The organism is Actinophytocola sp. (assembly GCF_036555685.1).
In the GTDB taxonomy this organism is placed as follows: Bacteria; Actinomycetota; Actinomycetes; order Mycobacteriales; family Pseudonocardiaceae; genus Actinophytocola.
Window position 1 is genome coordinate 1 of record NZ_DATBKY010000026.1, and the last position, 13,710, is coordinate 13,710.

Below are 13,710 nucleotides of genomic sequence, written 5' to 3' on the forward strand. Positions count from 1 at the left end.
CGGCCCCCCACGCCTCTCACTCATCATGCCGCCGGCCGGCCGGCCGCGCAGGAAGGGGCTTGTCGGTGCGCATCCCGGGTCTCGACGTTCCGCGGGAAAGCCGCCTGCTCGTGTTCATCGGCCTGGTCGACGCCATCGGCACCGGGTTGTACATCGCGGGCTTCGCGGTGTTCTTCACCCGAAGCGCCGGGATGAGCACCGTCGAGGTCGGCGTCGGCTTCACCGTCGCGAACGCGTGCGGGCTCGTCGCGATGACCCCGATCGGCATGCTCGCGGATCGCATCGGCCCGCGAGCGGCGGCCATCCTGCTGCACTACTGGCGCGGCGTCGGGTTCATCGCCTTCGCCCTCGTCCACGACTTCGTCACGTTCCTGGTGGTGTCCTGTTTCGTCGGCATCCCGACCAGAGCCATCGACCCCGTCAGCCAGATGTACGTCGACCGGCACATCGGCAAGGACCTGCGGGTGCGGGTGCTGGCCGTGCTGCGAGTCGTCTACAACCTCGGCTTCAGCATCGGCGGGCTGCTCACCACCCTGATCCTCCTCATCGACACCCGCCCGGCGTTCCTGATGATCGTGCTCGGCAACGGAGCCACGTTCCTGCTCGCCGGCTTCCTCCTCGGGCGAGTTCCGTTGCTGGCCGACCACCCGCCGGACCGTAGGACCGCCCGCGGCTGGCCGCGGTCGCTGCGCCAGGGCCGGTACCTGATCGTCACGGCGCTCAATGCCGTGCTGGTACTGAACGTCACGGTGCTGACCATGGGCATCCCGCTCTGGGTCACGTCGCGGACCGAGGCGCCGGTGGCGGTCGTCGGGCCGCTGGTGGTGCTGAACACCGTGCTCGTGGTGCTGCTGCAGGTCCGGCTCAGCAAGGGCACCGAGACCCGTGAGGGCGGGGTCCGGGCGTTGCGCCGGGCGGCCCTGGCGTTCGCCGGCTGCATGGCCCTGCTCGCCTTGTCGGGGCTGTTGAACGCGGTCGGCGCGGTGCTCGCCGTGGTCGTCGCGACCGTGCTGCTGACCTTCGGCGAGCTGTGGCAGTTCGGCGGCCGGCTGTCGGTGTCCTACGCGCTGGCCCCCCGCGACCGGCAGGGCGAGTACCTCTCGGTGTTCTGGCTCGGGTCCGCCGCCGCGCTGATGGTCGGACCGCTGCTGATCACCGCCGGCGTCGTCGAACGGGGACCACTCGGCTGGCTCGCGCTCGCCGCCGTCTTCCTCGCGGCCGGCCTGCTCATCCGGCCCGCCGTCGACGCGGCCGCGAGACAGCTGGGCACCGGCGACCCGGACAGCACACCGGATGGCTCCCCGGCCGGCCGGACCGAGCCCGCGACCCGCAACTGACACGAGGTGGCCAACGATGCCAAGTTCCGAGGTGCCGCGCGGCGAGGTCGTGGACCGCGTGCTCGTCGCGTTCGAGGGGGAAGGGGCCGGCGAGGCCGAGCTGACGTTCGGGCAGCGCGGGCTCTGGCAGTCGATCGTGCAGGCGGGCACGGCGACCGTCACGCACATCGCACCGGCCGGCCCCGGCGCGAATGTCGACACCGTCGCCGACACGCTCGCCTTCATGGTCGGCAGGCACCAGGCGCTGCGCACGCGGCTGGTGTTGCGGGAGTCCGGGCCGCCGCTGCAGCGGGTGTCGGAGGCGGGGAAGATTCCGCTCCTCGTCGTGGCCGCCGGGACCGACGAGCCCGCCGAGGTCGCCGAGGCGCTCGCCGAACACTGGAAGGTCGTCCCGTTCGCCTACGAGACCGAGTGGCCGGTGCGGATCGCCGCGATCGTGGCCGGCTCCGGCGACCAGACCGGCGACCGCACGGTCACCCACGTCGTCGCCGTCTACCTGCACACCTCGATCGACGGGTTCGGGCTGGCCGCGCTGCTCGCCGACATCGACGCGCGCGACCCGCGCACGGGTGCGCCCGCGGGCGCGGTCACGGCGCTCCCACCGCTCGCGCAGGCGGCGTTCGAGGCGTCACCGGTCGGGCGGCGGCAGAACGAGCAGTCGTTGCGGTACCAGGAAAGCGTGCTGCGCAGCGCGCCCGCACGCCCGCTCGGCGAGCCGCGGTACCCGGGGGAGCGTCGCTTCTCGATGCTGCGCTACCGGTCGCCCGCGATGCGCATGGCCATCCACGCGGTCGCCGCCCGGGACCGCCTCCACGAGTCGCCGACGCTGCTGGCGTCGTTCCTGGTCGGCGTCGGCCGGGTCGCCGGCGTCAACCCGCTGCTCACGATGATGATGGTGAGCAACCGGTTCCGGCCCGGCTACGCCGACTCGGTCAGCGCGCTGATCAAGATCGTGCCGTTCGTGCTCGACGTCGCGGACCTCACCATGGGCGAGGTGGTCGCCCGGGCATCGGGCCGGGCGCTCAACGCGTACCGGAATGCCTACTACGACGCGTACGAACAGGACGAGGTGGTCAGCCGGGTCGAACGCGACCGCGGCGAGGAGTTCGACCTGTCCTGTTACTTCAACGACCGCAGGCGGCGGCCTCGGGTGCAGGCCGGGCTGGCCGCGCCGCCGGCGGCGCAGATCCGCGCCGCGCTCGCGGGCAGCGAGCTTTCCTGGAAGCAGGACGCGCACGTCTCGGGAGCCAAGCTCCACCTCTGCGTCGAGGACCCGCCGGGTGCCGTCGAGCTGGTGCTGTCCGGGGACGAGCGGTACTTCTCCCGCGCGGACCTGGCAACGCTCGCGCAGGCGATCGAGGAGGCGGCGGTGCAGGCCGCGGTGGACCCGGAGCTCCCGACCGGCATCACCCACCCGGTCGCGGCGCCGCCGCGTTGACCCGGCGCCGGTCAGGTCATGATGCGGCCGCCGTTGACGTCGAGCGTCGCGCCGGTGATCCAGGACGCGTTGTCGCTCAGGAGGAACAGCACCGCGTTCGCGACGTCGTCGGGCGTGCCGATGCGGCCGAGCGGGTGCATGGCGGCGACCCGCTCGCGGGCGTCGGCCGGCATCAGCCGGTCGAGGCGTTCGGTGTGGATCGTGCCCGGGGCGATGGCGTTGATCCGCACGCCGTGTTCGGCGACCTGCAGTGCGGCCTGGCGGGTGAGCATCAGCAGGCCGGCGTTGGCGGCGCCGTAGGCGGGCGACGCGGGCGAGGTCTGCCGCCCGGCGGTCGACGACATCAGTACCGCGGCCCCGCGGCGCCGGGCGATCATGTCGGGCAGGAAGGCGCGCAGCGTGAAGAACGCCGAGGTCAGGTTGGCGTCGATGCTGGCGTGCCACTGCTCGTCGGTCATCGACACCAGCTGGACGGGCTCGCCCAGCCCACCGGCCGTGGCGACGAGAAGGTCCACCGGGCCGGCCAGCTCGCCGACGCGCCGGTGCAGCTCGCTCACCTGAGCTGAGTCGGTGAGATCGGCGGGTAACGCATGTGCGATGGCCCCCGACCCGCGAAGCTCGGCCAGCACGCGGTCGAGGGCGCCGACATCCCGCCCGGTGACTACCACGGTGGCCCCCGCGTCGGCCAGATGCCTCGCGATGACCGCCCCGATCCCTCGCGACCCGCCCGTGACCAGCGCCGTCGCGCCACGCACGCCGGCCGTGTTCCGCGCCGTGTTCTCCGTCGTGTTCTCCGTCGTGTTCTCCGTTGTCAAGGCACGCTCCCCCTCGGACGGCACTCACTTTCCTGGCTGAACTATTACTCAGCTCGAATGGCCATGCGCGCGAGGGTGGTGGTGCCGCCCCTTGTCGCCGGACGGGCCGCAGGTGAGGATGAACAGCTGCGCCACGGTGACCGTTAACCGGCCGAAAACCCGTGCGAAGGGGATATGTCATGAGGGCAGCGGACACGCCGTCCGATGCGGATGTGGCGCTGGTGCTCGGCGCGTACGAGTTCTGGGCACGCGGCGACATCGACGCCGCGGTGCGGCCGCTACATCCGGAGGTGGAATGGGTGGAGCCCGACGAGTTTCCCTGCGGGGGAGTGCGGCACGGCCCGGCCGCCGTGGCGGAGTACCTGCGGGACTCCCGCGCGGGCTGGCGGGAGCTGCACTCGGAGCGGCACGCCTCCGTGCGCGGCGGGAACGTCGTCGTGGTCCATCGTGTACACGGCACGCTGGCCGACGGGACGGAGCACAGCGGCACGGTCGCCGACGTGTACACCGTGCGCGACGGGCGGGTGGTGCGGATGCGGGCCTATGCGGATCCCGACGAGCCGTTTCGGGACGGCGGCTAGGAGTCGGAGATCAGCCGCCGGTACTGGCCAGGGGTGAACCCGAGCGAGCGTTTGAAGTGCCGGTGCAGGTGGCTCTGGTCGGTGAAGCCGGTTCGCGCGGCGGCTTCGGCGGCCGTGTGACCGGCCTCCAGCAGCGTGCGGGCACGCCGTACGCGGTGGGCGATCTGCAGCGCGTGCGGCGGCAGACCGGTGCGCTCCCGGAAGAGCTTGATCAGCTGGAACTTGTCCGTCCCCGCGACAGCGGCCAGCTCCGCCAGGCTGATGGCCGCCTCGGCGTGCTCGACCAGATACTCGCGCGCGAGCCGGAACTCCGCATCGCCTCCGGAGGCCCTCGCCGTTCGCGTTGTGGCGTACCGGTCGACGACGGCCTGGAGCCAGGTGGCGAGCGCACTGTCGCGTTCCAGCCTGGTGGTCGCGCCCGCCACGAGCTTGTGTACTCGCACGAAGGCCTCCGCCAGCGCGGGATCGGACAGCACCGGTGCGGGAAAGGCGACGTTGTCCAGGAGCTCCTCGTCGGCCTCGACGATCATCAACCGCGCGGACCAGGGTTCGGCCGCCTCACCGGAATGGGCGTCGGACGGGTCCCACGCGACGAGCTGCCCGGACCGCACGACGTACCGCCGCCGGCCGCGGGCGGCGCGCATCGAACCGCCCGCGACGATGCCGAAGACGTACTCGCCGCGTGGCTCGATGGCGTACCCGGTGGTGCGTCCGGCCAGCATCAGCACCCGCTCCGCCGGACGCCACATCCGCACGTTCGCGGTCACGACCAAGAACGTACAAGACAGGCTGCTTACGGTCAGGGCATGTCGATCACCGCACACATCGTGGTCCGGGGTGCCGAGGCCGCCGTCGCGTTCTACCGCGAGGCGTACGGCGCCACCGAGGTCAGCCGGATCCCCACCCCCGACGGCCGGCTGATGTCCGTCGAACTGCGCGTCGGGTCGTCCTCGCTGCACCTCGCCGACGAGTTCCCGGAGATGGGCGTCCTCGCACCGCCTTCCATCGGCGGCACCGCCGTGGTCCTGCAGCTCGACGTCGACGACGCCGAGGCTGTGTTCGCACAGGCGGTCGCGGCCGGCGCACAGGTGCGCTCCCCGCTGGCGGACACGTTCTGGGGCGCCCGGCACGGGCAGCTCACCGACCCGTTCGGTCACCGCTGGAACGTCAGCCAGCACCTGCGGGACGTGCCGCACGACGAGATCGTGGCGGCCGCGGCGCAGGCGTTCTCGTGAACCAGGGCTGATCCGGACGGACGGTCTCAGACGAACGCGCTCATTCCGGTGATCGCGCGGCCGACGATCAGGGTGTTGATCTCCCGGGTGCCTTCGTAGGAGTAGAGGGCCTCCGCGTCGGCGACGAACCGGCCGATGTCGTAGTCGAGGACGATTCCGTTGCCGGCCAGCAGTTCCCGAGCCCAGCCGACGACCTCGCGCATGCGAGTCGTGCAGATCGCCTTGGCCAGGGCCGAATGCTCGTCGCGGTAGGTGCCGTCGTCCTGCAGCTGCGCGAGGCGCACGACCATGCCGAACGAGCCGGTCACGTTGCCGAGCATGCGTACCAGCAGGTCCTGCACCAGCTGGAATCCGCCGATCGGGCGGCCGAACTGCTCGCGCTTCTTCGCGTAGTCCAGCGCGATCTCGTAGGCGGCGAGCATCACCCCGACGGACTGCCAGGCGACGCCGCTGCGGGTCCGGCGCAGCACGATCGCGGTGTCGCGGAAGGAGTTCGCGTTCGGCAAGCGGTTCGACTCCGGTACCGGGCAGTCGGTGAGGAGGATGTCCGCGTTCTGCACGGTGCGCAGCGCCATCTTGTTCTCGATCTTGGTCGCGGTCAGGCCCGGCACGTCCTTCTCGACGACGAAACCCTTGACCTGGTCGTCCTGCTCGTCGCGGGCCCACACCACGATCAGGTCGGCGAAGGTGCCGTTGCCGATCCACCGCTTCGCGCCGTTGAGCACCCACGAGTCGCCGTCGCGCCGGGCGGTCGTGCGCATGCCCCCGGCGACGTCCGAGCCGCCTTCCGGCTCGGTCAACGCGAACGCGCCGATCTTCTCCAGGCGGCCCATCGCCGGCAGCCAGCGATCCCGTTGTTCCGGCGAGCCGCAGGCCACGATGCTGCCCATGGCGAGGCCCGTGTGCACGCCGAAAAACGTGGCCATCGACGGATCGGTATGGGCCATCTCAAGGGCGAGGAAGCCGCTGAGCAGGCTGGTCGGCTTCGGGTCGGAGTCCTCCGGGTAGGCCCGCCCGGCGATGCCGAGCTCGGCGTACCCCTTGATCAGCTCGGCGGGGAACTCGGCCCGGGCCCAGCAGTCGTTGGCGACCGGCGCCACCTCGGTGCGCAGGAACTCCCGCACGCGGAGCAGGGTCGCGCGTTCGGTGCCGGAGAGCAGCTCCTCGAAACGGTAGAAGTCACCGGTCAGCAGCTCGGTCATGCCGGTTCAGCCTCCTCGATCCGCCGTCGCCGGCGGTCGGGATCGGCTACCCCGGAGAGGCGGCGTCAATGCCTCGCACCCCACAGAGCACGGCTTCGTGACCGAGGTGTTCGAGTCGGCTCAGTGGAACGTCATCGTCGTGACCGCGCCGGCGGGCAGTTCGTAGGAGAAGGTCCGCTTGCCCAGCCGGACGTTGAACGTCGCCGTGCCGGTTCCCCAGTCGTCGTTGACCGCGATCAGCACGATCGATCCGTCGGGGTTGCGGAAGGCGACGTCGTGGATGTTGCCCGCGACCGTCGAGCCGACTCGCACGGCCCCGGGGCGCAGGAACTTCGTCGCGTGGCCGAGGACGTAGTAGTCGGCGGTGGGCGTCGCCTCGCCCGTCCCCGGGTCGACGGTCACGACGCCCACGCACGTGTCGCAGCCACCGTTGTGCGGGCCACCGGCCGGGTCCAGCGCCAGGTTCCAGGTGATGACGGTCTTCGCCCAGTTGCGCACCGCGCCGACGGTGAGGTAGCGGGTGTGCCAGTGCAGCGTGTCGGGGAACGTCGTCGCCGGGTCCTGCGACTGCGTGCCGGAGCACTCGGTGAAGTAGATGTCCTCGTGCGGGTACGCGTCGTGCAGCTCCGACTGGCGCTCGGGGTCGCCGCTGTAGCAGTGGTAGGCGATGCCGTCGAGGTAGCGGCGCGCGGTCGGGTTCTCGAGTAACGACCGGGCGTACTCCGGGTTCGCCGGGTCTTCCGGCGGGCCGACGTCGTTGGGGTGCAGTGACCAGTTGTGGTCGTAGCCGAGGAGCTTGGTCGGCAGACCGGCCCGGCTCAGCTTGTGGCCGACGATCCCGACCAGCCGCGCCTCTTCCGGATCGCGCAGGTCCATGCCGGGATAGCCGCTCGGGTTGCGGTTCTGCGGCTCGTTCTGCAGCGTCAGCGCGTCGATCGGCACGCCCGCCTTGCGGTACTCCCGGACGAACCGGACGAGGTAGTCGCCGAACGCTTCGTAGACCTTCGGATCGTCGATGAGCCGGCCGCCGACCAGTGACTGGTTCGTCTTCATCCAGGCGGGCGGGCTCCACGGCGTGCCCATCACCTTCAGGTCGGGGTTCAGCGCCCGCGCCTGGCGCAGCAGCGGAAGGATCTCGGCGCGGTCGTGGTCGATCGAGAAGTGCGCCAGCCGGTAGTCGGTCTCGCCGGCCGGCACGTCGTCGTAGGTGTAGTGGTCGCCGGCCACGAAGTCGGACGCGCCGATCGGCTGCCGGAGGTAGCTCAGCCCGAGTCCTCGGCGCGGGTCGAACAGGTCGCGCATGATGGCGTCGCGGTGCCGCGAGGTGGCGATCAGGTGGGCGGTGGAGTCGGTGATCGACGCGCCGAAGCCCGCCATCCGCTGGTACCGCCGCGCAGGGTCGACCTCGATCGTCGGCGCCCCGTCGACCGGGGCGCCGATCGCGTCCGGCGGTTGTTCGGTGAGCAGGTTCGCCTTGTCCCCGGTGGTCAGCCAGACGTGGACGCCGGAGGCGGGCGAGGTGGCCGACGCCGGCACGGCCGGCAGCAGCGCGGCGGCGAGGATCATGCCGATCACGAGACCGGTTCGCGGTTGTGTCGCCACGCGCCTGCTCACAGAGTCCTCCTCGGTCGGGTCCGTAGCGATGTTTGCCGGGCCGCGACCGCCCGTCAACCGTCCGGCCGGCCCGAGGCACACGACCCGCTCGCCCTGCGCGGATCCGGCCGCCCGGTGCATCCTGGGCTGGTACGGCAGGAGGCGATCCCGTTGTGAGCACCGCTGCGTTCGTGCTGCCGCTCGCCCTGCTCGCGGCGTTCCTGTTCGCGCTCGCGGCGTTCTTTCAGCAGCGCGCCGCCAGGACGGTCGGGCGCCGCGGGCGGTCGATCGTCGGGGGCGCCGCCGGGCTGATGGCCCGCCTCGTACGGGACCGGACATGGCTGACCGGGTGGCTGGTCAACCTCGCCGGGTTCGCGTCGCAGGCGGCGGCGCTGCGGCTCGGTTCGGTCGCCGCGGTCCAGCCGGTGCTCGTCACCCAGCTCCTGTTCGCCCTGCCGATGACCTCCCTCGAACGCCACCGGTGGCCGCGGCCGCGCGACTGGGCGTCCGCCGCCGCCATCTGCGGCGGGCTCGCGGTGCTGCTGCTCGTGGACGGTGCGGCCCCGCTGTCCGGGCAGGCGAACCGCGGCCGGGTCCTGCTCGCGGCACTGTCGGCGGTGGGCGGGGTCGTGGTGCTGGTGCTGGTCGCCACCCGGGTGCGCCGGCAGGTGGCGAGCGTTCTCGTCGCGGCCGCGGCCGGCCTGTGCTTCTCGATGAGCGCGGTGTTCATGAAGCTCACCGCCGACGACCTCGTCGACCGCGGCGTCGGCCACACCGCCCGGGACTGGGTCGGCTACGCGCTGGCCGTCTCGACGCTGCTCGGGCTGGTGCTCGAGCAGAGCGCGTTCGCCACCGGGTCGCTGCCGTGGTCGGTGGCCACGATGAACGCCGTGAACCCGGTGGCGAGCTACGCGGTCGGCATGCTCGCGTTCGACATGGCGGTGCCGGCGGACGCGGGTTCGCTCGCCGGCATCGCCGTGGCCGGCCTCCTCGTCGTCGCCGGTGTGTTCGGCCTCGCGCACTCCCCGTCGGCCGCGTTGTGGTCCGCGAGCCAGCCGCCGGTGGCGCAGGAGCCTGCGGTGCGATGATCGCCGGATGACCGCGTGTGCGGATCAGCCGGCCCGCCCGGTTCTGTGGCGTCAGCTCGCGATCGGGCTGGTGCTGTTCGGTGCCTACCTCATCGTGGACACATTGCCGGGCACCGCCGCGGCACGGCACGGCCGCGACCTGTACGCGCTCGAGCGGGACCTGTTCCTGGACGTCGGCCGCGCGGCGAACGACTGGCTCGCGCCGCACGAGGTCCTGGCCACGTTCGCGAACTACGAGTACGCCTTCGGCTACCTGGCCGGCACGCTTGTCGCGTTCGTCTGGCTGTACCTGCGCCGGCCCGCGGCGTTCGCCCGCGCCCGCGACTCGTTCGTGCTCGTCAACGTCATCGGCATCGCCTGCTTCGCGTTGTATCCGACCACGCCGCCGCGACTGCTGGACGGTCTCGGCTTCGTGGACACCGTCCGCCAGGGCCGGACCTGGGGCTCGTGGGGCTCCGGCGTGATCGACGAGGCGAACCAGCATGCGGCCATGCCCTCGCTGCACGTGGCCTGGACGTTGTGGGTGTCGGTGATCCTGGCCGGGCTCGCCGTGCGCCGGTGGGTGCAGCTGCTCTGCGCGGCGCACGTCGGGGTGACGATCGTCGTCATCGTCGCCACCGCGAACCACTACCTGCTCGACGCCGTCGCCGGGGTCGTACTCGTCGCGGTGGCCGTGCCGATCGCCAACGCCTGGCACGACCGGCGCGCCGCCCGGACGCGGGGCGAGGTCGTGCCCGCGAGCGACGCGTTCTTCCTCCACGTCGAGGAGACCGGCGCCGCGCAGCACGTCGGTGGCATGGTGATCTTCGAGCCGGCCGGCGGCCCGACGCTGGCACAGGTTCGCGAGGTCGTCGCGGGCGAGCTGGACCGGATGCCGCGGTTCCGCCAGCGGCCGGCCGCCCCGGCGCGATGGCGCCGACCACGCTGGGTGCCCGCCGGCGAGCTCGACTGGTCCTGGCATCTCGTCGAGCGTTCCGCGGGCGGCGACCTCGCCGGGCTGCACCGGATCGTCGCCGACCTCGCCGAGGTTCCGCTCCCGCGCAACCGGCCGCTGTGGCGGATGGTGCTCGTGCCCGACGTCGGCGGCGGCCGGTCCGCGCTGGTCGTCGTCGTGCACCACGCCGTCGCGGACGGCATCGGCACGATCCTGCACACCCTGTACCTGATGCGCCCGCGGGTCGGGCTGCCGATCGGCGGCGCACGGCAGCCCGGCACGGTGCGGCGCGTGGCGGCCACCGGCGCCGGGCTGGTCCAGCTCGCCGTGGACGGGCGGCCGGGCAAGCGGCTCGGCGACTGCTCGCCCCGGCGGGCCTACGCCACCGCCGCGCTCGACATGGGAGAGCTCCGCCGGGCCCGCGCCGCGCTCGGCACGCGCTTCACCGACCTGCTGCTCGCGCTCCTCGGGGAGGCGGTGGCGGCCACCCACCCGGGTCTCGCCGAGCGGGTGGGCGGACGGCTGCGGGTCGCGGTACCGCTCATGGCGCGGATGCCCGGCGCCGCGGCCGAGGGCAACTCGACCGCGGCGGCGATGATCGACGTGCCGGTCGACGGCCGCCCGCTCGCCGGCCTGCTCGCCGATCTCCGCGGCCGCACGGGCCGGCTGCGGTCGCCGACCAGGCCGCTCGCGTCGAGGTTCGTGATGGCGACCGGGCTGCGCGTGCTGCCGGAGCCGGGTGCGAGGTGGTTCGCCCGGACCGTGTACGGCCGGCGGTTCTTCCACGCCATCGCGTCTAATCTGGTCGGCCCCGTCGAGCAGCTGTCGATCGCCGGCGTGCCGCTGCAGCAGGTCTACCCCATCCTGCCGCTCGCGCCGGGCGCACCGCTCGCGCTGGGCGCGTTGAGCTGGCACGGCGTGCTCGGCATCGGGCTGACGACCGACCCGCGGGTGCTCGACGCGGGTGAGCTCGCCGCCCGCATCGGCACGCTCGCCGGGCTGTCTACCGAGGAGCGCCCGTTTTCCCTGGGCGAGCCCGGGTAGCCGAACTGCGCCAGGCCGGGTCCGGAGGTAGTTTCGCCTGGTCGAACGGGGAGGAGGCGACCTCATGACCGAGGCGGGCGTGGTCACCCTGGATCGGGACGCGCTGACACGGGTCGACGCGTACTGGCGGGCGGCGAACTACCTGTCGGTGGGACAGATCTACCTGCTGGACAACCCGCTGCTGCGGGAGCCGCTGCGGGCCGAGCACATCAAGCCGCGACTGCTCGGGCACTGGGGCACGACGCCCGGGCTCAACTTCGTCTACGCCCACCTGAACCGGGTGATCCGGGAGCGCGACGCGAACATCATGTACGTGATCGGGCCCGGCCACGGCGGGCCGGGGCTGCTGGCGCACACCTGGCTGGAGGGCAGCTACTCGGAGGCGTACCCGGAGGTGCCGCGGGACGAGGCGGGCATGCGGGCGCTGTTCCGGCAGTTCTCCTTCCCCGGCGGCGTGCCGAGCCATGTGGCCCCGGAGGTGCCGGGTTCCATCCACGAGGGCGGGGAGCTGGGCTACTCGCTGGCCCACGCCTACGGCGCGGCGTTCGACAACCCCGACCTGGTGGTCGCGTGCGTGGTGGGCGACGGCGAGGCCGAGACCGGCCCGCTGGCGACGAGCTGGCACGCCAACAAGTTCCTCGATCCCGTGCACGATGGTGCGGTGCTGCCGATCCTGCACCTGAACGGGTACAAGATCGCCAATCCGGCGGTTCTGGCACGCATCCCGCAGGACGAGCTGGACGCCTTGTTGCGTGGCTACGGCTACGCGCCGCGCTATGTCAGCGGGTCGGATCCGGAGCGGATGCATCAGGAGATGGCCACCACGCTGGACGACGTCTTCGACGAGATCGCCGCGATCCAGCTCGCGGCCCGGGCGGACGGCCGCGGTGAGCGGCCGCGGTGGCCGATGATCGTGCTGCGCTCGCCCAAGGGCTGGACCGGTCCGTCTGAAGTGGACGGCGTGCGGGTGGCGGACACCTGGCGGGCGCACCAGGTGCCGCTCGCGACCGTGCGGGAGAACGCCGGCCACCTGGCGATGCTGGAGGAGTGGCTGCGCTCCTACCGGCCCGAGGAGCTGTTCGACGACGCGGGCCGGCCGGCACCGGAGCTGCTCGAGGCCGCGCCCGCGGGGAGGCGGCGCATGGGCACCAACCCGCACGCCAACGGCGGGCTGCTGTTGCGGCCGCTGGCCCTGCCGGACTTCCGCGACTTCGCGGTCACTGTGGACGGTCACGGCGCGCCGGCCTCGGAGCCGACGCGCGTGCTCGGCCGGTTCCTCTGTGACGTGGTGGAGCGCAACGCCGGCGCGCGCAACTTCCGGATCTTCGGTCCGGACGAGACCGCGTCGAACCGGCTCGACGCCGTCTACGCCGCGACCGGCAAGCAGTGGCAGGCCGAGGTGCTGCCGGTCGACGAGCACCTCGCCCGCGACGGCCGGGTGGTCGAGGTGCTCTCCGAGCACCTGTGCCAGGGCTGGCTGGAGGGCTACCTGCTCACCGGCCGGCACGGCCTGTTCTCCTGCTACGAGGCGTTCATCCACATCGTCGACTCGATGTTCAACCAGCACGCGAAGTGGCTCAAGACGAGCAAGGCACTGCCGTGGCGGCGGCCGATCGCGTCGCTGAACTACCTGCTCACCTCGCACGTGTGGCGCCAGGACCACAACGGCTTCTCCCACCAGGACCCCGGCTTCATCGACCACGTGATGAACAAGAAGGCCGAGGTGATCCGGGTCTATCTGCCGCCGGACACGAACACGCTGCTCTCGGTCGCCGACCACTGCCTGCGCAGCCGGGACTACGTCAACGTCGTGGTCGCGGGAAAGAACGAGACACCCAACTGGCTGCCGATGGACGAGGCCGTCCTGCACGCCACGCGCGGCGCGGGGATCTGGGAGTGGGCCGGCAACGAGAGCGGCGGCCCGCCCGACGTCGTGCTGGGATGCGCGGGCGACGCGCCGACGCTGGAGGTCATGGCCGCCGTGTCGCTGCTGCGTGAGCACCTGCCCGAGCTGCGGGTGCGCGTGGTGAACGTCGTCGACCTGATGCGCCTGCAGCCGCACACCGAGCACCCGCACGGCATGACCGACCGCGAGTTCGACGCGATGTTCACCACCGACCGGCCGGTGATCTTCGCCTACCACGGCTACCCGTGGCTGATCCACCGGCTGACCTACCGGCGCACCAACCACCACAACATTCATGTGCGTGGGTACAAAGAGGAGGGCACCACCACCACACCATTCGACATGCTCGTGCTCAACGACATGGACCGCTTCCACCTCGTCATGGACGTCATCGACCGGGTGCCGGGCCTGGGCGAGCGGGCGGCCGCCGTGCGCCAGCGCATGGCCGACGAGCGCACCGCCCAGCGGCGCTACGCCTACGACCACGGCGAGGACCCGCCCGAGATCCGCGACTGGGCCTGGTCGGGCTGAGGCCGG

Annotated in this window: 11 protein-coding genes; 7 read left to right on the forward strand and 4 right to left on the reverse strand. The window is 72.1% G+C overall.

Going from position 1 to position 13,710, the window contains the following annotated elements; genetic code table 11:
* Nucleotides 1-65: 65 nt before the first annotated feature.
* Both VH969_RS02825 and VH969_RS02830 read left to right on the forward strand, forming a co-directional pair.
* Nucleotides 66-1,337, forward strand: a complete 1,272-nt coding sequence (locus VH969_RS02825) for an MFS transporter (RefSeq protein WP_331969845.1) — start codon at nt 66-68, stop codon at nt 1,335-1,337.
* A gap of 16 nt (nt 1,338-1,353) precedes the next feature.
* The gene (locus VH969_RS02830; protein WP_331969848.1) at nt 1,354-2,775 is read left to right on the forward strand and encodes a condensation domain-containing protein; all 1,422 of its coding nucleotides are present in this window, start codon (nt 1,354-1,356) and stop codon (nt 2,773-2,775) included.
* Nucleotides 2,776-2,786: 11 nt separating this feature from the next.
* Here VH969_RS02830 and VH969_RS02835 read toward each other — a convergent pair whose 3' ends face one another.
* Nucleotides 2,787-3,590, reverse strand: coding sequence for an SDR family NAD(P)-dependent oxidoreductase (locus VH969_RS02835; RefSeq protein WP_331969851.1), 804 nt, complete (start codon nt 3,588-3,590; stop codon nt 2,787-2,789).
* A gap of 179 nt (nt 3,591-3,769) precedes the next feature.
* Here VH969_RS02835 and VH969_RS02840 point away from each other — a divergent pair, with 179 nt between their 5' ends.
* The gene (locus VH969_RS02840) at nt 3,770-4,171 is read left to right on the forward strand and encodes a nuclear transport factor 2 family protein (protein WP_331969854.1); all 402 of its coding nucleotides are present in this window, start codon (nt 3,770-3,772) and stop codon (nt 4,169-4,171) included.
* On the opposite strand, the gene VH969_RS02845 is transcribed toward VH969_RS02840, so the two are convergent.
* On the reverse strand, nt 4,168-4,938 hold the full coding sequence (locus VH969_RS02845) for an AraC family transcriptional regulator (RefSeq protein WP_331969858.1): 771 nt from the start codon (nt 4,936-4,938) through the stop codon (nt 4,168-4,170). The two genes, VH969_RS02840 and VH969_RS02845, sit on opposite strands and share 4 nt — an antisense overlap.
* 39 nt (nt 4,939-4,977) lie before the next feature.
* On the opposite strand from VH969_RS02845, the gene VH969_RS02850 reads away from it, so the two are divergent.
* Entirely contained in the window at nt 4,978-5,406 is a 429-nt protein-coding gene (locus VH969_RS02850; protein WP_331969861.1) for a VOC family protein, read from the forward strand.
* Nucleotides 5,407-5,432: 26 nt separating this feature from the next.
* Here VH969_RS02850 and VH969_RS02855 read toward each other — a convergent pair whose 3' ends face one another.
* Nucleotides 5,433-6,608, reverse strand: a complete 1,176-nt coding sequence (locus VH969_RS02855; RefSeq protein ID WP_331969866.1) for an acyl-CoA dehydrogenase family protein — start codon at nt 6,606-6,608, stop codon at nt 5,433-5,435.
* 120 nt (nt 6,609-6,728) lie between these two features.
* Complete coding sequence (locus VH969_RS02860) at nt 6,729-8,222, reverse strand: glycoside hydrolase family 30 protein (protein ID WP_331969869.1); 1,494 nt, start codon at nt 8,220-8,222, stop codon at nt 6,729-6,731.
* Nucleotides 8,223-8,374: 152 nt separating this feature from the next.
* Here VH969_RS02860 and VH969_RS02865 point away from each other — a divergent pair, with 152 nt between their 5' ends.
* From VH969_RS02865 to VH969_RS02875, 3 genes are all read left to right on the forward strand, one after another.
* Nucleotides 8,375-9,289 (forward strand): DMT family transporter, encoded by a 915-nt coding sequence (locus VH969_RS02865; RefSeq protein WP_331969872.1) that lies wholly within the window; start codon nt 8,375-8,377, stop codon nt 9,287-9,289.
* 7 nt (nt 9,290-9,296) lie between these two features.
* Complete coding sequence (locus VH969_RS02870) at nt 9,297-11,267, forward strand: bifunctional phosphatase PAP2/O-acyltransferase family protein (protein ID WP_331969875.1); 1,971 nt, start codon at nt 9,297-9,299, stop codon at nt 11,265-11,267.
* Between the two features lie 64 nt (nt 11,268-11,331).
* Complete coding sequence (locus tag VH969_RS02875) at nt 11,332-13,704, forward strand: phosphoketolase family protein (protein ID WP_331969878.1); 2,373 nt, start codon at nt 11,332-11,334, stop codon at nt 13,702-13,704.
* Nucleotides 13,705-13,710 lie beyond the last annotated feature (6 nt).

Excerpts from the sequence above, each read along its gene's own strand:
- VH969_RS02855 (WP_331969866.1), bottom strand. The coding sequence starts at position 6,608 with ATGACCGAGCTGCTGACCGGTGACTTCTACCGTTTCGAGGAGCTGCTC.
- VH969_RS02875 (WP_331969878.1), top strand. The coding sequence starts at position 11,332 with ATGACCGAGGCGGGCGTGGTCACCCTGGATCGGGACGCGCTGACACGG.
- VH969_RS02840 (WP_331969854.1), top strand. The coding sequence starts at position 3,770 with ATGAGGGCAGCGGACACGCCGTCCGATGCGGATGTGGCGCTGGTGCTC.
- VH969_RS02870 (WP_331969875.1), top strand. The coding sequence starts at position 9,297 with ATGACCGCGTGTGCGGATCAGCCGGCCCGCCCGGTTCTGTGGCGTCAG.
- VH969_RS02830 (WP_331969848.1), top strand. The coding sequence starts at position 1,354 with ATGCCAAGTTCCGAGGTGCCGCGCGGCGAGGTCGTGGACCGCGTGCTC.
- VH969_RS02850 (WP_331969861.1), top strand. The coding sequence starts at position 4,978 with ATGTCGATCACCGCACACATCGTGGTCCGGGGTGCCGAGGCCGCCGTC.